The following is a 19,508-nucleotide window of genomic DNA, read 5'->3' as shown; positions in this document are numbered from 1 at the left end:
TTAAAATTTCAAATTGTGCTTTGTGATTTCACTATATAAAAAAATGCTGCAAATGCACATACAGTGAAGCCTCTATAGATTGTCTTTTACGCGACAGAAATAGTCGCAGATTCCACTAGGTCTCTCCCCTACACTGGAGGCATGCAAACAAGCAATCACGAACGAGAAAAAGAGGACGCAAAAAGCGCGCAATCCGTTGCATCCCCTGTGCGCTGGTGGCGTAGCTGGTGGCGCAGTCTGTCGCCGACTCGGCAGGATCGCTATGCCGCGCTCGCGCCGCTGGCATCGGTGCTGATGTTCATGGCTGCAATCATTGCGTCGTTCTGGTATTTGCGCACGGAAGAAGTGGATCGCGAGCAGGAGGCACTGCGCCGCGACGTGGAGTACGCCCAGCAGCGCGTGCGCCTGCGCTTGTTGGAGCGTCAGGAGCAGCTGATGCGCATGGCCCGTGATATCGGCAACCGCGAGATGCGCAAGGCCGACTTCGACGGCCGCACGGAAGCGCTGATCAGCCAGTACCCCGAGTTGCAATCGATTACCTGGATCAGTGACAAGCGTCAGGTTGTGTACAGCCAGTCAGCGCCGACGGTGGCCACTGACCAGTTGCGTGCCGTGGGCGAAAGCCTGCATCAAGGCGAGACTCTGCAAGCCTATGAGCAGGCTCGCGAGATGCTGCAGCCCATCTATGTGCAGGAAAAAGCCCAGCCCAATGAGTTGCCGCCACTGCTGCAGCTGCATGTGCCAATCAGCGCCAACAGCCGCTACCAGGGCGAGCTGCTGGCCGAGTTTTCGGTGGACAGTCTGCTGCGCTATGGAACTCCCACGGAAGTGATGGCCCGTTATGCCATCACCATGCGCGATGCCGACAACCATGTGCTGGCCGGCACTCCGCTGGCGCCGCGCAAGACGCCTACCGAGCTGCTGCACTGGCGTGCCATTGCGAATGAATACGAAGTGCCCGTCTCCCCGGTGGGCACGGCGCTGATGATGCGCGCCCAGGCCTACCAGACTTCGCTGGGCGTAGTCGGTAGCGGCCTGTTCTGGCTGGTGGGCACGCTGTCGGCCATGACGGCCTGGCTGCTGCTGGCCACCTGGCGCCACACCCGCCGCCGTCAGCGTACCCAGGAGGCCCTGGTGGCCGAGACCAACTTCCGCCGTGCCATGGAAAATTCCGTGCTGACGGGCATGCGAGCACTGGATCTGCATGGCCGCATCACCTATGTGAACGCGGCCTTCTGCCAGATGACGGGCTGGAGCGAGAAGGATCTGGTCGGCCAGGTTCCACCCTACTCCTACTGGCCCGATAACGACTACGACAATCTGCATTCACAGCTGCGCGAAGAGCTGTCGGGCAAGACCATCGTTGGCGGCTTTCAGGTACGCGTGAAGCGCAAGAACGGCAGCCTGTTCGACGCGCGCCTGTATGTATCGCCGCTGATTGATGCCCACGGCCAGCATACGGGGTGGATGTCGTCCATGACGGACATTACCGAGCCCAACCGGATTCGCGAACAGCTGTCTGCCTCGTACGAGCGCTTCACCATCGTGCTGGAAGCGCTGGATGCCTCTGTTTCCGTGGCCCCTCTTGGCAGCGCCGAGTTGCTGTTTGCGAACAAGCTCTACCGCCAGTGGTTTGGCTCGCACACCGAAGGACATCTGCAACTGGTCGCCCAGGCTGGCAAGCTGCCGGTTCGCCACCAGCCCGAAGCCGAGAACGAAGACGGCCTCATGGGCTTGCCCACGGACACGCTGACCGCCGCACGCAGCGAGAACGCCGAGATCTTCGTGCCCAGCCTGGGCAAATGGCTGGAAGTCCGCTCGCGCTATCTGAGCTGGGTGGACGGCCGTCTGGCCCAGATGGTGATTGCCACCGACATCACCCAGCGCCGCCTGGCCGAGGAACAGGCTGCGGCCCAGGCCGAAAAGGCCCAGACCGCCAGCCGCCTCATCACCATGGGCGAAATGGCATCCAGCGTGGCGCACGAGCTCAACCAGCCCCTGACCGCCATCAGCAATTACAGCTCCGGCATGCTGACGCGCCTGGAAAACGGCACGCTTACACCCGAACAGATGAAGTTCGCACTGGAAAAGACAGCACATCAGGCCCAGCGAGCCGGGCAGATCATTCAGCGCATCCGCTCCTTCGTGAAAAAGAGCGAGCCCAATCGCATGCTGGCCCAGGTAGGCGAGATGGTGAACGAAGCGCTGGAGCTGGCCGGCATCGAGCTGCGCCGCCGCAATGTGCAGCTGACCTCGCATATTGCCGAACGCATGCCGCCCGTGATGGCCGATGCCATCCTCATCGAACAGGTTCTCATCAATTTGATGAAAAACAGTGCTGAGTCAATTGATATGTCCGACCGCCCGCTGGGCCAGCGCAATGTGGAACTACGCGTGCGCCCCCAGGTCTTTGAAAGCCTGCCGGGTGTGGAGTTCACCGTGGAAGACACGGGCAAGGGCCTGCCGCCGGAAGTGTTGGAACACTTGTTCGAAGCCTTCTTCTCCACCAAGAGCGAAGGCATGGGCATAGGCCTGAACCTTTGCCGCTCGATTGTCGAATCACATCAGGGTCGAATGCATGCCGAGAACCTCTACAATGGAAGCGAAGTCACTGGTTGCCGGTTCTCATTCTGGCTGCCGTTGGCAACGGGTGTGGAGACGACGACACTCACCACGACAAGCGAACCCATAAAGAGGACGATTGCATGAGTTTGATTCCCAAAAAAGGCACTGTTTACGTAGTTGACGACGACGAAGCAGTCCGTGATTCGCTGCAATGGCTGCTGGAAGGCAAGGACTACCGCGTGCGTTGCTTTGACTCCGCCGAGACCTTTTTGTCGCGCTACGACCCGCGTGAAGTGGCCTGCCTGATCGTCGATATCCGCATGGGCGGCATGACCGGCCTGGAGCTGCAGGACCGCCTGATCGAGCGCAAGTCTCCTCTGCCCATCGTATTCATCACCGGCCACGGCGATGTGCCCATGGCCGTGAACACCATGAAGAAAGGCGCACTGGACTTCATCCAGAAGCCGTTCAACGAGGAAGAGCTGCTGGGTCTGGTCGAGCGCATGCTGGATCACGCCCGCGAAGCCTTTACCGGTCACCAGCAGGCCGCCAGCCGCGATGCCCTGCTGGCCAAGCTCACGGGCCGCGAAGCCCAGGTGCTGGAGCGCATCGTCGCCGGCCGCCTGAACAAGCAGATCGCCGACGATCTGGGCATCTCCATCAAGACCGTGGAAGCCCATCGCGCCAACATCATGGAAAAGCTCAACGCCAACACCGTGGCCGATCTGCTCAAGATCGCACTGGGCCAGGGCCAGACCAGCGCTGCGGCCAAAGCGGCGGCAGCCGTCAACTAAGTGCTCCCCGCGAAATCGGAAGCCACTCCAATCGCGAGATAATCCAGGGAGCACTGGCCAGGCCTCGCGCTTTAGCCAACTCCTATTCTGATAGCTGCTAGTGCTTGTTCATCAAGGGCTAGCAGCATTTTTTATTGGTACTCCAGCAATGACAGCCCAACTCATCGACGGCAAAGCCCTCTCCGAACAACTGCGCAAGGAAGTCGCCACACGCGCGGCAGCGCTCAAGGCCAAGGGCATCACGCCCGGGCTGGCCGTAGTTCTGGTCGGCGACAACCAGGCTTCACAGGTCTACGTGCGCAACAAGGTCAAGACCTGCGAAGACGTGGGCTTCCACTCGGTGCTGGAAAAGTACGATGCCTCCATGACCGAAGCCGAACTGCTGGCACGTGTCGAAGCGCTGAACAACGACCCCAGCATTCACGGCATTCTGGTGCAGCTGCCACTGCCCAAGCACATCGACGACCACAAGGTCATCGAAACCATCTCCCCCGCCAAGGATGTGGACGGCTTCCATGTCGCCAGCGCCGGCGCGCTGATGGTCGGCGAAGTCGGCTTCAAGGCCTGCACGCCCTATGGCTGCATGAAGATGCTGGAATCCATCGGCATGAAGGATCTGCGCGGCAAGCACGCCGTGGTCATCGGCCGCTCCAACATCGTGGGCAAGCCCATGGCCATGATGCTGCTGGCCGCCAACGCCACGGTCACCGTCACCCACAGCGGCACCGCCGATCTGGCTGCAATGACTCGCCAGGCCGACATCATCGTCGCGGCCGTGGGCAAGGTGGATGTGCTGACCGCCGACATGGTCAAGCCCGGTGCCGTGGTCATCGACGTGGGCATGAACCGCAATGCCGAAGGCAAGCTCTGCGGCGACGTCGACTTCAACGGCGTCAAGGAGGTTGCTGGCTACATCACCCCTGTACCCGGTGGTGTCGGCCCCATGACGATTACCATGCTGCTGGTCAACACCATGGAATCGGCAGAGCGCGCCGCTGCCTGACGCCCTCCGAGCCGCCCCGCGGCTTCTCCCTCTCCGGCTTTGATCGCCCGAGGGGGACGACAGCTTTGCTGCGAGGTGGCGCTTGCACGCTGTCCTGGCGCGAGCACGCTTCTGACCACAGGCTGACGCTATGAACGCGATAGCAATAAATACCCTGAGAGCGCTTGATTTTCCCGACCTTGCCGGCACTTAATACAGCATGAGCAATCCACTTCTCGAATCCTCCTCCCTGCCCTTGTTTGACCGCATTCAGCCTGCGGATGTGGCGCCCGCCATCGACACTTTGCTGGCCCGTGCCAGCGAGGCGCTGGAGACCGTGGTTGCACCGGACTTCCCCGCACAGTGGGAAGCCATCTCTGCCGTGCTGGACGTGGCGACTGAAAAGCTGGGCACCGCCTGGTCGGCCATCAATCACCTCAACAGCGTTGCCGACACCCCGGAGTTGCGCGCGGCCTATAACGAAGCCCTGCCCAAGGTCACCGAGTTCTGGACCAATCTGGGCGCCGATGAACGCCTATACGCAAAGTACAAGGCCATTGACCCGGCCAGCCTCAACAAGGAACAGCGCGCCGCATGGGACCATGCCATGCGCGGCTTTGTGCTCTCGGGTGCCGAACTGCAGGGCGCTGCCAAGGAACGCTTTGCGCAGATTCAGGCGCGCTCGGCCGAGCTGGCCCAGAAATTCAGCGAGAACGCGCTGGACGCCACCGATGCCTTTGCCTACTACGCCAGGATTGACGAGCTGGACGGCGTTCCGGCCGACGTGATCGCCGCGGCCAAGGCCGCCGCCGAAGCCGATGGCAAGGAAGGCTACAAGCTGACACTGAAGATGCCCAGCTATCTGCCGGTGATGCAGTTTGCCAAGAGCAGCGCACTTCGCGAGAAGATTTATCAGGCTTATGTGACCCGGGCTTCCGATCAGGCCGATGGCGATGGCAAACGCTTCGACAACACCGCCGTGATGAAGGAAATCCTCGCGCTGCGCCTGGAAGAGTCCCGGCTGCTGGGCTACAGCAACTTCGGCGAAGTCTCGATCGTGCCCAAAATGGCCGATTCGCCCCAGCAGGTCATAGACTTTCTGCGCGATCTGGCACAACGAGCCCGTCCCTATGCCGAAAAGGATGCTGCCGATCTGCGTGCCTTTGCCAAGACTGAGCTCGGCATTGCCGACCCCCAGCCCTGGGACTGGGCCTTCATCGGTGAAAAACTCAAGGAAGCCCGCTATTCCTTCAGCGAGCAGGAGCTCAAGCAGTACTTTCCGGCCCCCAAGGTGCTGGCCGGCCTGTTCAAGATTGTCGAGACCCTTTTCGAAGTCTCCATCCGCCGCGATGAAGCTCCGGTCTGGAACCCTTGCGTGGAGTTTTACCGTATCGAGCGCTCCACCGCGCAAGGCACTCAGCTGGTCGGCCAGTTCTACCTGGACCCGCAGGCGCGCAAGGGCAAGCGTGGCGGCGCCTGGATGGACGATGTGCGCACGCGCTGGCTGCGCCCCGACTCCCATCAGCTGCAAACGCCTGTGGCCCATCTGGTCTGCAACTTCGCTTCCGGCGTGGACGGCAAGCCCGCACTGCTCACGCACGATGATGTGATCACCCTGTTCCACGAAACCGGCCACGGCCTGCATCACATGCTCACGCAGGTCAACGAACGCGATGTCTCGGGTATTGCCGGCGTGGAGTGGGATGCCGTCGAACTGCCCAGCCAGTTCATGGAAAATTTCTGCTGGGAGTGGGATGTGCTCAAGCACATGACTGCCCATGTGGACACCGGCGAGGCCCTGCCCCGCGCGCTGTACGACAAGATGATTGCCGCCAAGAACTTCCAGTCCGGCATGCAGACCCTGCGCCAGATCGAGTTCGCGCTGTTCGACATGTTGCTGCACACCGAGCACAACCCGGCGGACGACTTCATGGCGCTGCTGAGCCAGGTGCGCACCGAGGTATCCGTGCTGCAATCGCCAGCCTACAACCGCATGGCACACACTTTCAGCCATATCTTTGCCGGTGGCTATGCCGCCGGCTACTACAGCTACAAGTGGGCTGAGGTGCTGAGCGCGGACGCTTATGCGGCTTTTGAAGAAACCATGTTGGCCGATGGCTCGCCCAACCCCGAGACCGGCCGCAAGTACCGCGAGTCGATCCTGGAAGCCGGCGGCAGCCGCCCTGCCATGGAGTCCTTCAAGGCCTTCCGTGGCCGCGAGCCACAGATTGACGCCCTGCTGCGCCATCAAGGCATGAGTCAGGCCGCCTGAGTCTTCTGCTGCCACCTCCTCAAAAGCGCCCTTCCCGGGCGCTTTTTCATGCCTGCCCTTGCCCAAGACTGACGCAAGCTGACTCACGTACCGAGGTCAGATCAAGACAAGCCGGAGCATGGGAGCAGACAGTCCTCCATGCAGGCTATGCTCTGCCCATTGGCGTTCGCGCCCTCAGACCTCTTCATTGCACTTCATTGATCAAGATTGAGATGCCACGATTTTTCATTGCCCGGCCTTCGGCCGAGAAACCGACGTCCCGCAGCGCGCTGCTGCTGAAGACGCTTGTAGCCGCCTTGGCCGCATTGGCCAGCGGAGTCAGCCTGGCTCAGAATCTCTACCGCAGCGTGGGCCCCGACGGGCGGGTCACCTATTCCGACCGGGCCATCGGCCCCAACGCCAAGCCCAGCGCCGAAGCCGTGGGCAACGCCGATGGCCCGGCGTCTTCGGCCAACGCACAACTGCCTTACGAGCTGCGCCAGACGGCCAACCGCTATCCCGTCACGATCTATACGGGCAAGGACTGCGAGCCCTGCGACGAGGCCCGGTCTCATCTGCAAAACCGCGGCATCCCGTTCAACGAGCGCACCATAGATACCAGCAGCGATGTGGCTGCACTCAAAAAGCTCAGCGGGCAGGACAGCCTGCCCTTTGCCACCATCGGCAACCAGCACCTCAAGGGCTTTGGAGCCGACAGCTGGGACCAGTACCTGAGCGCTGCGGGCTACCCCAAGCAGCCCCGGCTGCCGAAGAACTACAACGCCCCCGCCGCCAAGCCCTTGACAGCGCCGGCGCCAGCCACGACCGAGGCAGCCAAGCCTGCAGAGCGTCCCGCGGCACGCATCACGGCGCCCGCAGCCCCTGCACCCGGCACACCCACGCTCGACAACCCTGCAGGCCTGCGCTTCTAGGAGCCAGAAATCTTCAATAAAATCAGTCTCTAACGCTTACCAATAAAGCGTTAGCAGCTATCAACTTTATAAAAAAGCCACCTGCGCAAGCAGGTGGCTTTCCGTCAGCAACTGGCTGCTCAGTATTCCAGCGTCTGCACGCCTTGAGCGGTTCCCAGCAGGCACACCGCAGCCTTCTGGTGGGCAAACACGCCGACGGTCACCACGCCGGGCCACTGGTTGACTTCGGACTCGAAGGCCAGCGGCTCGGCGATCTTCAGGCCGCGAACATCCAGAATATGCTGGCCGTTGTCGGTCACCAGCGGCGCACCATCCTTCATGCGAATTTGCGCCGTCACGTCAGAGCCCATGGCTTCAAAGCGACGGGCGATCTGGGCAGCCGCCATGGGAATGACTTCCACGGGCAGCGGAAAATTGCCCAGCACCGGCACGCGCTTGGACTCATCGGCAATGCAGACAAAACGCTGAGCCAGCGCCGCCACGATCTTTTCGCGCGTCAGCGCCGCACCACCGCCCTTGACCATATGGCCCTTGCCGTCGATCTCGTCGGCACCGTCGATATAGACGGCCAGACTGGTGACTTCATTGGCATCGAACACCTTGATGCCCAGGGCCTTCAGGCGCTCGGTACTGGCCACGGAGCTGGAGACGGCGCCAGGAATCTGATCCTTGATGGTGGCCAGTGCATCAATGAACTTGTTGACCGTGGAGCCTGTGCCCACGCCCACAATTTCACCGGCGACCACATATTTCAGGGCAGCTTGTCCGACCAAAGTTTTCAGTTCATCTTGAGAAAGAGGTGCAGCAGATGTCGTCATGAGGGAAAATCCAGGTAATCCTGCGATTATCCCCATGTCTCTTATTCCTTACTCACTGACGCGTCCTATTCTTTTCGGCATGGACCCCGAAGCGGCCCACGACCTCACCATGAATTTCATGGCCAAGGGCCAAAATACCTTGCTCCAGAAGGCCTGGGCACGCCCTCTGATCAGCGACCCCATCGAGCTCGCCGGCCTCAAGTTCCCGAACCGTGTGGGCATGGCCGCCGGCCTGGACAAGAATGCACGCTGCATCGATGCGCTGGCGGCCATGGGTTTCGGCTTTGTGGAAGTGGGCACCGTCACGCCCCGCCCCCAGCCCGGCAACCCCAAGCCACGCATGTTCCGCATTCCTGAAAAGAATGCACTGATCAACCGCCTGGGCTTCAACAACGAAGGCCTGGATGCGTTCCTGGCCAATGTGCGTCGCTCCCAAGTGCGCGCAAAAGCAGGAGGCAATGGCGGCGCCATGCTGCTGGGCCTGAACATCGGCAAGAACGCCACAACCCCCATCGAAGAGGCCACCAGCGACTACATCAAGGCGCTGGACGGCGTGTACCCTCATGCCGACTATGTGACAGTCAACATCAGCTCACCCAACACCAAGAATCTGCGTGCGCTGCAAAGCGACGAGGCGCTGGATGCTCTGCTGGGTGCGGTCGCCAATCGCCGCGAACAGCTTTCCAGCCAGCATGGCAAGCGCACGCCGGTGTTCGTGAAGATCGCTCCCGACCTCGATGAAGAGCAGGTCGGCGTGATTGCGGCGACGCTGGAGCGCCACGGCATGGATGGCGTAATTGCCACCAACACCACCATCAGCCGCGATGCCGTCAAGGGTCTGCAGCATGCCGAAGAAACCGGCGGCCTGTCCGGCGCGCCCGTGCTGGAGGCCAGCAACCAGATCATTCGCCAGCTGCGCTCAGCCCTTGGCAGCCGCTTTCCCATCATTGGCGTGGGCGGCATCTTGAGCGGCGCCGACGCCGTGAGCAAGATCCGCGCAGGTGCCGATGTGGTGCAGATTTACAGCGGCCTGATCTATCGTGGTCCCGATCTTGTGACCGAAGCCGCCCAGGCCATCGCCCATATGCATTGAACTTGACGGGTGGCCTGGCTGCGCACAAAGAAACAGCCCGTCATGCCTGAGCCTGACGGGCTGTTTTTTTGGGACCCTTCAGCCGCGTGCGCGCTGCTGCAGCTTGAGAATCCAGGGCAGTGCTGCGCTGCCCCAGCGAATCAGCTTGCGCGGCCCGAGAACCATGAGCAAGCCCCCCGCTGCCGCCGTTGCCAGCGGATGCAGACGCACAAAAGACAGCAGACGTTCGGGCAGGGGAGCATCGGCGTCCACATGCGCAGGCTGCGTGCTGCGCAAGGCCAGCGCCTGCGCCTTGGCAGCGGCTCGGGCCTTGACACGCGCGCGCTGCTTGGCAATGCGCGACAACACCAGCTTTTGCTCGGTGGTCGCTTCATCCCAGAGCCGGGCATCCATGCCTGCGGGCTTGACGGGCTCCAACTCTGTGGATCGCGAATCGGGAGAGATGCTGTTCATGCTAAATCCTCTCCTTCAGCGCTTGCCAATCCGATTTGAGCTCGCGCCGCGTGAGCCTGAAAGGACTGGAGAGTTGATTGACAGCTGCCAGCAGTCGCCACAGCCCCAGGCCCCAGACCAGAACCCAGCCACCGACCAGCAGCCACGCCACCAACTGACGATGCTCGCTATCCCAGAACTGCACGAGCACAGCCATGGACAGGACAATGAGCACGACCACGGTGAGTGCGCCGAGCACAATGGCCAGCACCGCCAACGCTTGCATGCTGCGCTTGTGCTGTTGCCACTCAAGCTGCGCAAGATCAACACGATCTTCGGCCGCGATCGCGGCCTCGTTCATATTGGCACGCCAGCGCTCCAGCAGGGAATCAAGACCCAGTAGTGAAATCAGATTCACAGGCACTTGTCCTTTTGCAGCTCAGCAATGCTTAGCGACGGCCCAGCATGAAACCCAGCAGTGCACCCACTGCCAGCGCGGCACCGGCGACGCGCCAGGGTTCGTCGTGAGCATAACGATCCGCCACATCGGCAGCTTCGCGCGCCTGACGAGCGGCGTCCTGAGCCGCACGCACGGCAGACTCGCGCACGTTGGCCATGCCATCGTCGATGCGCTGACGAAGCACGCTGATTTCAGGAAGCTTGTCCAGTTCACGGGCAGACAGCAGACCGCGCAGATCGCTGACCAGTTTTTCCAGATCGTCTTGGGCGGTGGAAACGGCGTCGGAAACAGAGCGTGACATATCGATCCTTTCAATGTGACGAAATAGGAATATCGCATGCACTTGGCAGTGCACCAAGATAGCTGCGAGGCAGCAAGCATCGGGGCCGGCCGCTCATAAAACCTGCAGCATGTGAACATCTTACAGAAAACGCATCGCCTCCAAGAAACTCGCGGGCCTGCAGCACTGTCGGACAGCAGCGAAATTGCCCCATGTCAAGGACATATAAAGCCGTTCGAGGCTCCAGGCCAATCTGTTTGCTGCAGCAATCTTTGCGGTCGCGCAGCAGATCGACCTCGGCCTGCGCTCAGGCATGCCATGTATGCATAGCTTGATCTCCAGCATTTGCCACCAAGCAAAGCGGATTACATACGGCAACACACTGATTGCTTAACAGTTCATTAATAAAGTGGCTGCATGCTCGGCAACAAGTCATCTGCTTGCAGAGATTTCCATTCAGAAAACTCTTAAGCAAGCGAAGACTTGACTCAAATCAAGTGGCGCAAACGGCAACTTTCATATAGTCAATTAGACATAAAAGATATTAATTTAATACTCTTTTATGTTTAAAGCATCAGGGTTTTCTGGTGCCAGTGCGACGATGAAAGGAAGGGCCATGCCACTTCAGATACGAGAACTCTCCGACTGCGCAACCAGCAGTTCGGCCTGCGCCTGCAGCACTCCATCCATTACCCAGGCACCTCGGCAGGCAGTGACTGCACCCACCAAGCGCGGTTTTTTGCAGGATTTGATTGCCATGGCCGCCAGCCTCGGTGTTGCGGGCAGCGCCCGCGCAGCGCTGCCCGGCGACCCCAGCTTCCAGCCCCTGCGCCGACCCGGCATGGAAGGCAAGCGCTTCGGCATGCTGGTCGATATGCGCAAATGCATTGGCTGCCAGGCCTGCACTGTGAGCTGCTCGGTCGAAAACCAGCCTCCCATCGGCCAGTTCCGCACCACGGTGCTGCAATACGAAATCGACCAGGCCGGTGACACCGCTGCCGCCATGGTCAGTCTGCCGCGGCTATGCAACCACTGCGACGAGCCGCCTTGCGTGCCCGTCTGCCCGGTGCAAGCCACATTTCAGCGCACCGACGGGATCGTTCTTGTCGATAACGAGCGCTGCGTGGGCTGCGGCTATTGCGTGCAGGCCTGCCCCTACGACGCGCGCTTCATCAATCACGAAACGCAGACTGCCGACAAATGCACCTTCTGCGAACACCGCCTGGAAGCCGGTCTGCTGCCCGCCTGCGTGGAAAGCTGCGTGGGAGGCGCGCGCGTCATTGGCGATCTGAACGACGCGCACAGCGAAATCAACCAGCGCATCCATGCTCACAAGGACGATATCAAGGTCCTCAAACCCGGCATGAAGACCAAGCCGCACGTCTTCTACATCGGCCTGCCCGATGAGTTCGTGAACGGTGTCGATGGTCAGGCCACGGTTCGCCTTGTTGCCGAACACCTGTGAAAGGAGTGCCCTCATGCAAATCATTGAACTCCTGACCCCAGCCTACGAAGCGGCATGGCTGCCATGGGCCGTGCAGTATTTCTTTCTGGTCGGCATGGCCACGGGAGCCGCACTGCTGACTTCGGCCTGTGCGTTCGGCCCGGCCCAAGGCTTGCTCCAGCGCCTGCTGCCCACAGCGGTGCTGGTGCTGGCCATCAGTGCGATTGCCGCACCTGTGGCCCTGCTGGCCGACCTGCACCAGCCTGCGCGCTTCTGGCATTTCTATGCTCACCTCACGCCCTGGTCGTGGATGAGCCTGGGTGCCGTGCTCATGCCCACGTTTGTCGGGCTGTGCGTGTTGATGTGCGCGCTGTGGTGGCTGGGCAAGCAGCGGTTGATGCGCCTGCTGGTGCCTGTACTTGTGCTGTCCACGCTCAGCATCGTGGTCTACACGGGTGCCGAAATCATGGTCATCCGCTCGCGCCCGCTGTGGAACACGCTGTGGGTACCGATCAATCTGGCACTCAGCGGCTGGCTGGCCACCGTGGGCATGGGCTTTGTGCTCTACCGCTTTCTCCCCCGATCCTTGCAGCCCGATGCGGCAGCCCTGCAAGGGCTACGCAATCTGGGCCTGTGGCTGGCCACCGGCCTGATCGCCAGCGCCCTGACCTGGGGCATTGCCGGCATCGCGGGCCAGAGCCCTTCATTTGACATGGCTGTGCGCCTGTTCAATGAGTTCCCTGTCTGGCGCATCTCCATGCTGGGTTCGGCCGTGTTTGGAGCAGCCGTGGTGATGGCCCTGCTGCGCGGCGAGCATCGTCTGGCAGCCAAGGGCTACACCCTGGTGCTGGGCACCGGCCTGGCGGTATCTGCCTGGGCCTTCCGCTGGGCACTGTTCATGGGCGTGCAGGGCGTGCCCAAGTTTGGAGCAGGCCTGTATTTGTACAACATGCCTCTGGGCGGAGAAGGCCTGATGGGCATGCTGGGCATGGCAGGTCTGTGCGTGGCACTGGTTGCGCTGACCACCTGGGCGCTGGAGCTGTTCCCGGCCCGCAAGCCCGCCAGTGCCACCTAAAAACCAAGCCAAGTACGCATCTAACGCAATACCAGCAAGCGCCAGCAGCTCTCAAAACCATAGAAACGCTGCAGCGCTTGCCCTTCCCTCACACAAAGGGCAAGACCATGAATGACAAGAAACTCTCCCCTGGACAATCACAAGACGTCGAGGCCGATCGTACCGATGCCGGCCGCCGCCGCATGCTGCTGCGCGGCGGCGCCGTCGCAGGCGGCCTGGCGGCTTTTGCCGCTGGCTATGGCGAAACCGTGGCCAAGGGAGCCAAGGGACTGATCACCGGCAGCTCGGGCAAAGCCACCCAAAGTGCCACGCGCGGCAACTCGCTGACGCCCGAATTCCGTATAGACCCCGTCAGCGGCAAGCTGACGACCCAGCCCGGCCAGGTGGTCAGCCCCTCTTCTTGCCTGGGCTGCTGGACACAATGCGGCGTTCGTGTGCGCGTCGATACTGCCGACAACCGGATCATCCGTATCGCCGGCAACCCTTATCACCCGCTGGCCACCACCCACCCCGCGCCCATGGAAACACCGGTCCGCGAGGTCTATGCCATGCTGGGCGGTGACAACGGTCTGGAAGGACGTGCCACCAGTTGCGCCCGTGGATCGGCCATGCTCGAACACCAAAAAGCACCACACCGCGTTCTCAAGCCGCTCAAGCGCGTCGGTCCACGCGGCTCCGGCCAGTGGAAGAGCATCACGCTCGAAGAGCTGGTTCAGGAAATCTGCGAAGGCGGCGATCTCTTCGGCGAAGGCCATGTGGACGGCCTGCGAGCCATCCGCGACGTCAGCACGTTGATCGATGAAGCCAATCCCGAATACGGCCCCAAGTCCAACCAATTGCTGGTGACGGAGGCCGCCAACGAAGGCCGCACCCCGCTGGTCAACCGCTTTGCCAAACAATCGTTCGGCACCATCAATGTGTCCAACCACGGCTCTTACTGCGGCCAGACCTACCGGGTGGGCACGGGCGCGGCGCTGGGCGATATGGCCGGCATGCCCCACGGCAAGCCGGACTGGACGCATTCGCGTTTTGGCCTGTTCATCGGCACCTCGCCGGCCCAGTCCGGCAATCCGTTCCAGCGCGTGGGCCGCGAGCTGGCCGAAGCCCGCTCGCGCGGCGAGAATACCTATCGATACGTGGTGGTCTCGCCCATGCTGCCCACTTCGTCCAGTCATGCGGCAGGTGACAACAACCGATGGCTGCCCGTCAAACCCGGCAGCGACCTGGCACTGGCCATGGGTCTGATCCGCTGGATCATCGACAACGAGCGCTATGACAAGCAGTTTCTGACCCAGCCCGGCCCCGCAGCCATGGCTAGCGTCGGCGAAGCCAGCTGGAGCAACGCCACCCACTTGCTGGTCAACGAGCCCAAGCATCCGCGCTACGGCCAGTTCCTGCGCGGCGCGGACATTGGTCTGCCCATGCCAGACTCTATCGACGAAAAAACACCCGCCGAAGATGTGTATGTGGTGCAGCTGAGCGATGGCAGCCTTGCCGCTCATACCGTGGCCCAACCCGCCGAACTGGTTGCCGAGCGCGAATTCACACCCATCAAGGCTGCCGACGCCACCGAAGAGCCTGCGCCTATCGCCGTCTGCACCGCCTTTGTCAAACTGCGCGCCGAAGCACACAGGAAGACGCTGGAGGAATACGCGACCCTGTGCGGCGTGCCCGTCAAGGAGATCGAGGAGTTGGCGCGCGAATTCACCAGTCATGGCAAACAGGCCGTGGCCAACTCGCACGGCGGCACCATGAATGGCTCGGGCTTTTACACCGCCTATGCCATTGCCATGCTCAACAACCTCATCGGCAACCTCAATGTGCGCGGCGGCTGGGTCATGGATGCCGGCCCGTTCGGCCCCTTTGGCCCGGGACCGCGATACAACTTTGCGCAGTTTGAAGGCGCAGTCAAACCCCGGGGCGTGGCCCTGTCACGCACCCGCTTCCCTTACGAAAAGACCAGCGAATTCAAGCGCAAAAAGGAAGCGGGCCAGAACCCCTACCCCGCCAAGGCGCCCTGGTACCCCGCGCCTGGCGGCCTTTCCAGCGAGATGCTGGCCGCCGGCATGCTGGGCTACCCCTACCCGGTCAAAGCCTGGATCAACCACATCAGCAACCCCATCTATGCCATGTGCGGCTTCGAGAATGCCCTGGCAGACTCGGTCAAGGACGTGAAGAAGCTACCGCTGTTTGTCTCGGTGGACCCCTTCATCAACGAGACCTCTGCTCTGGCCGACTACATCGTGCCAGACACCGTCACCTATGAGAGCTGGGGCATTGGAGCGCCCTGGGCCGACGTCGTAGCCAAGAGCAGCACAGTGCGCTGGCCCACGGTAGAAGCCGCCACTGCCAAAACGGCAGACGGCCAAACCATCAGCTTCGAGACCTTCATCTTTGCCGTGGCCAAGCAATTGGGTCTGCCAGGTTTTGGCAAGAATGCGATGAGCACCAAGCAAGGCGAGCTGCTGGACCTGGAAAACGCCGAAGACTTCTACCTGCGCGGCATGTGCAATATCGCCTATCAGGCCGGCAAGCCTGTACCCGAAGCCAGCGATGACGACATAAAAATCACCGGCCTCGAGAAATGGATGCCATCGCTGGAGCAGCGTGTCGCCCCCGAAGAAGTGCGCCGCGTCGCCATGGTCATGAGCCGTGGCGGCCGCTTCGACAGGGTTGAAGACGCATGGAAAGACGACCAGCTCAAGCTTCAGGCCAAGTTCCCGGCCACTTTCTGGCACGAAGGTCTGTCCAGGATGCGCCACTCCATGACCGGCGAGCGCTACAGCGGCTGCCCCACCTGGTACCCCACGCGCCTGGCCGACGGCTCGGACATGCGCCAAGTGTTTTCCGAACAAGACTGGCCGCTGACCATGACCAGCTACAAGTCCAACTTGATGAGCAGCATGTCCATCGCCGCCTCACGCCTGCGCCAGGTGCACCCTCACAATCCTGTGAGCATCAACAAGGCCGACGCGGCAAAACTGGGCATCGCCAATGGCGACCACATCGAACTCAGCACCCCCGGCGGCAAACTCCAAGGCGTGGCCTTGGTACGCGCTGGTATTGCGCCCGGTGCGATCGCCATTGAGCACGGCTACGGTCACAAGCAACTGGGCACCGTGGCTCACAAGGTTGACGGCCAGCCCACCCATGCCAACCCACAGCACGGCAATGGCGTGAATCTCAATGCTCTGGGCTTTGTCGATCCAACCCGACCGGCAAAGGACAATGTCTGGATCGACTGGGTGTCGGGAGCAGTGGTCAGGCAAGGGTTGCCAGTGAAAGTGAGAAAGGCTTCATAAGGGCCTGAAGCTCTGGCGGGCGACCGGGACGGAAAATCCCGTCGCTCGCGCCTGCGAGGAATGACATTGAAACGACTGCCAGCAACTTGCGGCGATATCTTGAACTTGCCGAGGAGCAACCGTATTGCCGCCCATTGGCTTGCAACAAGAATCTGGGCCGGATTAGGCTCGTCCCGACATCGGACATGACAAACCACAAGCACCATTCCTGAGTGATCGTCTTTCGGCTTCCATGAAAACTCAAAAACGGCAATCAATTCATGAAGCACTATTCAATCAAATAGGACACTACATTCTTTACAATTAAAAACCACTCGATATCGGTATTAAAATCAAATAAAACAAGGATTTTTTCTTCTCAGGAATATTTTCCGCATACATCTATTCGAATACAGACGATTATATTGTTTTAAAAATTACACTTAAAAACAATAATGAAATCATCTGATTTAGCTTCATTGTTGATAGCAATGCAGTTCTAGATTTCAATAAATTGCACAAATAACAATAGCAGATCAACAGAATCCTATTTCGTGCCCAAACAAGGTATTTCTGTTTTCATCCAGCTTATTGAAACTGCCATTAACCGAAAGAACGTTTTGGAACAGACATCTGAGAAGCCAAAACGCAACTCCGGTTGGCATTGATCATTTTCCAATGACAAATGGTCTTCGCCTGAATTCATCCCCGTGGTCTGAGAAATCGCTGTTCAAAGGAATGATCATGAAAAAGTCTCTGATTTTCATGGCGGTTGCTGCCTTGGCTGGTGTGGCATCTGCTGCGACCAACACGGGGACCAATGCGTCCTCAGGAACTTATTCCTCGGTTGCCAGCTCCGGCACGGGCAGCGCTGTGAGCTTCAATAGTGCGAAGGCCAGCGCTCAAGCAAGCGGCTTTGGAACCAGCACCGGCACCACCGGCTCCTGGGGGCCTGTGGCCTCGGGCCAATCGAGTGTCGGCGGAAGCGCCTCCACCACAGGAACCGTCAACAGTCTTGCTGCGACCAGCGGAGGCGGCGTTGCCGGCGGCTACGGAACCACCAACGCCAACGCACATTCGGACGTAGGTAGCAATTACCTCGGCCACGCTCCCGGCAAGTTGGTCAGCGGTGGCGCCGGAGGCTACGCAAACTCGAGCACCAACAACGTGGCTGGAACTGCATCCATCGGCAACGGCATTGCGGCGGTGAACAGCACTGCCCATACCAACTCCAACTTTGGCGGGAACTCGCAGGCGATCTCGGGTCCGGGAGGAACCTCGACCAACAATAACTCTGGTGCCTCCTCTGTCGGCAACGCGACAACTACCGGCTTCAGCCTGGGCACAGCCTTCGGAGGCTCCAATGGTGGTGGAACTTCGGGCAATGCTTATGGATGGGCGAACTCGGCCGCCAACTAGATAAGGTCCGCGAACTCAGTTGTATTGCCCCCGAGTTGAGGCCTCCCAAGTCAAGACTCGGGGACAAAGGAGAAACAGCATGAAAGCCTCAATAGCCTTGCTAAGCCTTTGTGTCCCTTTGTGCAGCTTTGCGCAGAATGCCGATAGCAGTGCACAAAGCCTCTCCAGCTCCTCATCAGTGGGAGCACAACAGAATCAATCCATCACCATCGTGAATCCGGTTGCTGCGGCGGACAGCCGATCGGTATCCAGCATCGAAAGCAGGTCGACCTCAAGCTCGGATCAAAACATCACGACCAGCGGAACCACCACGCAGAACCTGAACAACACGGTATCCGGGACATCCAGGAACATCGTCGAGTACAGCGGTACCTACACCGTGAAGAACGTTCCCAGCGTGAGCGGTCCCAACCTCACAACCAGCAATGACACCTGCATGGGCAGCAGCAGCGGCAGTGCCAACGGCCCTGGCTTTGGCGTGAGCTTCGGCACAACCTGGACGGACGAGCATTGCAAGCGCCTGAAAATGAGCCGTGAGCTCTGGAACAAGGGCATGAAGGCAGCCTCGCTGGCTATGGACTGCATGGATCCTGCCGCTCGCGTGGCACTTGAGATCACGGGTTCGAAATGCCCTCAATCCATGACCGTAGAAGAGCGGCGCAACAACTACGGGCCGGATGCTTCGGCACAAGGCAGCCCTGCACCGTCTACCGCACAGGCCGTTTCTGGCACCAGTCTCGAGCAGACAATCGAGTCCAGACAAACGGCAAACCTCTATCCGAACTGACAAGCGCTCAGGCCAAGCCGAGCGGGCGGCACAAGGGCCGCCTGAGCCTGAGCCTGAGCCTGAGCCTGAGCGAATTCTGTGAAATGCAGGAGCAATCCGTGTGATGACCAGGGCTTTGCCCAAGCCAAGCCCGCTCGACGCTGCTGTGGAGTTTCTGTCTCGTGGAAGGGAGAATCCATCTCGGCCTGATCCATTGTGGACTGCAAGTCCTCCTGAATCCTCTCTATCCAGGCAACCCCAATCTCGCGCGCTGTTGCGATACGCTAGCATCCTCCTTCAAGCCTTGGCGCTCCGTCACATCGTGCGGGGTTTCTCCGCCTGTCCCTTCGAGATCCAGCCCATTTATCCGTCATGCCCATCTATGTCGCTCTGCTGAGGGCCGTCAATGTCGGCGGAACCGGCAAACTCCCCATGGCAGAGTTGAAGTCCATGTGCGAGGCCGAAGGTTTTGCACAGGTACAGACCTATATTGCCAGCGGCAATGTAGTACTGGATGCAGATTGCACCGAGCAGCAGCTCAAGTCGGCATTGGAGCGACGCCTGGCCAGTTACGCCGGCAAGCCCGTGGATGTCATCGTGCGCACGGCACGGGAAATGGCAGAGGTGCTGGCCAACAACCCCTTTCCCGAATCCCCGGGCAACCGCACTGTTGCCATCTTTCTCGATGAAGCACCACCTGCGGACGCACTGACCCAGCTCAAAGGTCGCAAGGACGAACAACTGCAGTTGGGACGGCGCGAGATCTATGTCGCTTATGGTGCAGGAATGGGCAGTTCCAAACTCAGGATTCCAGCAGCAGCCCAAGGTACGGCCAGAAATATCAACACGATTGCCCAATTAGCTGAAATGGCGACAGCACGCCATGAAGTTGCGACACGGAAAAAGCGCTGATACC

General features: G+C 60.4%; 16 protein-coding genes. 12 read left to right on the top strand and 4 right to left on the bottom strand.

Going from position 1 to position 19,508, the window contains the following annotated elements:
- Positions 1 to 141 precede the first annotated feature (141 nt).
- The 5 genes from CTR2_RS12555 to CTR2_RS12535 all read left to right on the top strand — a co-directional run bounded on the left by CTR2_RS12555 (position 142) and on the right by CTR2_RS12535 (position 7,524).
- Complete coding sequence (locus CTR2_RS12555) at positions 142 to 2,709, top strand: PAS domain-containing sensor histidine kinase (protein WP_087083660.1); 2,568 nt, start codon at positions 142 to 144, stop codon at positions 2,707 to 2,709.
- Entirely contained in the window at positions 2,706 to 3,359 is a 654-nt protein-coding gene (locus CTR2_RS12550) for a response regulator transcription factor (RefSeq protein WP_003055354.1), read from the top strand. The genes CTR2_RS12555 and CTR2_RS12550 overlap by 4 nt, the downstream gene beginning before the upstream one ends.
- 148 nt (positions 3,360 to 3,507) lie before the next feature.
- Positions 3,508 to 4,362, top strand: coding sequence for a bifunctional methylenetetrahydrofolate dehydrogenase/methenyltetrahydrofolate cyclohydrolase FolD (gene folD / locus CTR2_RS12545; RefSeq protein ID WP_087083663.1), 855 nt, complete (start codon positions 3,508 to 3,510; stop codon positions 4,360 to 4,362).
- A gap of 199 nt (positions 4,363 to 4,561) precedes the next feature.
- Positions 4,562 to 6,613, top strand: coding sequence for a M3 family metallopeptidase (locus CTR2_RS12540; RefSeq protein ID WP_087083665.1), 2,052 nt, complete (start codon positions 4,562 to 4,564; stop codon positions 6,611 to 6,613).
- A 212-nt stretch (positions 6,614 to 6,825) separates the two neighbouring features.
- The gene (locus CTR2_RS12535) at positions 6,826 to 7,524 is read left to right on the top strand and encodes a glutaredoxin family protein (protein WP_254913367.1); all 699 of its coding nucleotides are present in this window, start codon (positions 6,826 to 6,828) and stop codon (positions 7,522 to 7,524) included.
- 119 nt (positions 7,525 to 7,643) lie between these two features.
- Here the strand turns inward: CTR2_RS12535 and rpiA are convergent, their stop codons facing one another.
- Positions 7,644 to 8,342: a ribose-5-phosphate isomerase RpiA gene (gene rpiA / locus CTR2_RS12530; RefSeq protein ID WP_087083669.1), complete on the bottom strand. Its 699-nt coding sequence runs from the start codon at positions 8,340 to 8,342 to the stop codon at positions 7,644 to 7,646.
- A 34-nt stretch (positions 8,343 to 8,376) separates the two neighbouring features.
- Between rpiA and CTR2_RS12525 the strand changes: the two genes are divergently transcribed.
- Entirely contained in the window at positions 8,377 to 9,435 is a 1,059-nt protein-coding gene (locus tag CTR2_RS12525) for a quinone-dependent dihydroorotate dehydrogenase (protein WP_087083671.1), read from the top strand.
- A 78-nt stretch (positions 9,436 to 9,513) separates the two neighbouring features.
- Here the strand turns inward: CTR2_RS12525 and CTR2_RS12520 are convergent, their stop codons facing one another.
- The 3 genes from CTR2_RS12520 to CTR2_RS12510 are packed head-to-tail and all read right to left on the bottom strand — an operon-like array spanning position 9,514 to position 10,628.
- Positions 9,514 to 9,888 carry a hypothetical protein gene (locus CTR2_RS12520; protein ID WP_087083673.1) on the bottom strand — a complete coding sequence of 125 codons (375 nt, stop codon included), beginning with the start codon at positions 9,886 to 9,888 and terminating at the stop codon, positions 9,514 to 9,516.
- A gap of 1 nt (position 9,889) precedes the next feature.
- Complete coding sequence (locus CTR2_RS12515; RefSeq protein ID WP_087083675.1) at positions 9,890 to 10,291, bottom strand: phage holin family protein; 402 nt, start codon at positions 10,289 to 10,291, stop codon at positions 9,890 to 9,892.
- Positions 10,292 to 10,316: 25 nt separating this feature from the next.
- The gene (locus CTR2_RS12510) at positions 10,317 to 10,628 is read right to left on the bottom strand and encodes a DUF883 domain-containing protein (protein ID WP_004340823.1); all 312 of its coding nucleotides are present in this window, start codon (positions 10,626 to 10,628) and stop codon (positions 10,317 to 10,319) included.
- A 595-nt stretch (positions 10,629 to 11,223) separates the two neighbouring features.
- On the opposite strand from CTR2_RS12510, the gene dsrO reads away from it, so the two are divergent.
- The 6 genes from dsrO (at position 11,224) to CTR2_RS12480 (ending at position 19,504) form a co-directional block, all read left to right on the top strand.
- A complete protein-coding gene (gene dsrO / locus CTR2_RS12505) occupies positions 11,224 to 12,072 on the top strand; it encodes a sulfate reduction electron transfer complex DsrMKJOP subunit DsrO (RefSeq protein WP_087083677.1) in 849 nt (282 codons plus the stop codon).
- A gap of 13 nt (positions 12,073 to 12,085) precedes the next feature.
- Complete coding sequence (gene nrfD, locus CTR2_RS12500) at positions 12,086 to 13,126, top strand: NrfD/PsrC family molybdoenzyme membrane anchor subunit (protein ID WP_087083679.1); 1,041 nt, start codon at positions 12,086 to 12,088, stop codon at positions 13,124 to 13,126.
- Positions 13,127 to 13,233: 107 nt separating this feature from the next.
- Positions 13,234 to 16,428 (top strand): tetrathionate reductase subunit A, encoded by a 3,195-nt coding sequence (locus CTR2_RS12495; protein ID WP_087083681.1) that lies wholly within the window; start codon positions 13,234 to 13,236, stop codon positions 16,426 to 16,428.
- Between the two features lie 723 nt (positions 16,429 to 17,151).
- Positions 17,152 to 17,826 (top strand): hypothetical protein, encoded by a 675-nt coding sequence (locus CTR2_RS12490; RefSeq protein WP_087084615.1) that lies wholly within the window; start codon positions 17,152 to 17,154, stop codon positions 17,824 to 17,826.
- A gap of 79 nt (positions 17,827 to 17,905) precedes the next feature.
- Entirely contained in the window at positions 17,906 to 18,613 is a 708-nt protein-coding gene (locus CTR2_RS12485) for a hypothetical protein (RefSeq protein WP_176391657.1), read from the top strand.
- 351 nt (positions 18,614 to 18,964) lie between these two features.
- Positions 18,965 to 19,504, top strand: a complete 540-nt coding sequence (locus CTR2_RS12480; RefSeq protein WP_087083685.1) for a DUF1697 domain-containing protein — start codon at positions 18,965 to 18,967, stop codon at positions 19,502 to 19,504.
- Positions 19,505 to 19,508 lie beyond the last annotated feature (4 nt).

The sequence above is a fragment of the Comamonas thiooxydans genome (assembly GCF_002157685.2).
In the GTDB taxonomy this organism is placed as follows: domain Bacteria; phylum Pseudomonadota; class Gammaproteobacteria; order Burkholderiales; family Burkholderiaceae_C; genus Comamonas; species Comamonas testosteroni_H.
The sequence above is the reverse complement of the archived record's forward strand: the minus strand, read 5'-3'. Positions and strand labels throughout refer to the sequence as shown.

Bases quoted from the DNA above. Each gene is read 5' to 3' on its own strand.
- CTR2_RS12555 (WP_087083660.1), top strand. From the start codon at position 142: ATGCAAACAAGCAATCACGAACGAGAAAAAGAGGACGCAAAAAGCGCG.
- CTR2_RS12550 (WP_003055354.1), top strand. From the start codon at position 2,706: ATGAGTTTGATTCCCAAAAAAGGCACTGTTTACGTAGTTGACGACGAC.
- folD (WP_087083663.1), top strand. From the start codon at position 3,508: ATGACAGCCCAACTCATCGACGGCAAAGCCCTCTCCGAACAACTGCGC.
- CTR2_RS12540 (WP_087083665.1), top strand. From the start codon at position 4,562: ATGAGCAATCCACTTCTCGAATCCTCCTCCCTGCCCTTGTTTGACCGC.
- CTR2_RS12535 (WP_254913367.1), top strand. From the start codon at position 6,826: ATGCCACGATTTTTCATTGCCCGGCCTTCGGCCGAGAAACCGACGTCC.
- rpiA (WP_087083669.1), bottom strand. From the start codon at position 8,342: ATGACGACATCTGCTGCACCTCTTTCTCAAGATGAACTGAAAACTTTG.
- CTR2_RS12525 (WP_087083671.1), top strand. From the start codon at position 8,377: ATGTCTCTTATTCCTTACTCACTGACGCGTCCTATTCTTTTCGGCATG.
- CTR2_RS12520 (WP_087083673.1), bottom strand. From the start codon at position 9,888: ATGAACAGCATCTCTCCCGATTCGCGATCCACAGAGTTGGAGCCCGTC.
- CTR2_RS12510 (WP_004340823.1), bottom strand. From the start codon at position 10,628: ATGTCACGCTCTGTTTCCGACGCCGTTTCCACCGCCCAAGACGATCTG.
- dsrO (WP_087083677.1), top strand. From the start codon at position 11,224: ATGCCACTTCAGATACGAGAACTCTCCGACTGCGCAACCAGCAGTTCG.
- nrfD (WP_087083679.1), top strand. From the start codon at position 12,086: ATGCAAATCATTGAACTCCTGACCCCAGCCTACGAAGCGGCATGGCTG.
- CTR2_RS12495 (WP_087083681.1), top strand. From the start codon at position 13,234: ATGAATGACAAGAAACTCTCCCCTGGACAATCACAAGACGTCGAGGCC.
- CTR2_RS12490 (WP_087084615.1), top strand. From the start codon at position 17,152: ATGAAAAAGTCTCTGATTTTCATGGCGGTTGCTGCCTTGGCTGGTGTG.
- CTR2_RS12485 (WP_176391657.1), top strand. From the start codon at position 17,906: ATGAAAGCCTCAATAGCCTTGCTAAGCCTTTGTGTCCCTTTGTGCAGC.
- CTR2_RS12480 (WP_087083685.1), top strand. From the start codon at position 18,965: ATGCCCATCTATGTCGCTCTGCTGAGGGCCGTCAATGTCGGCGGAACC.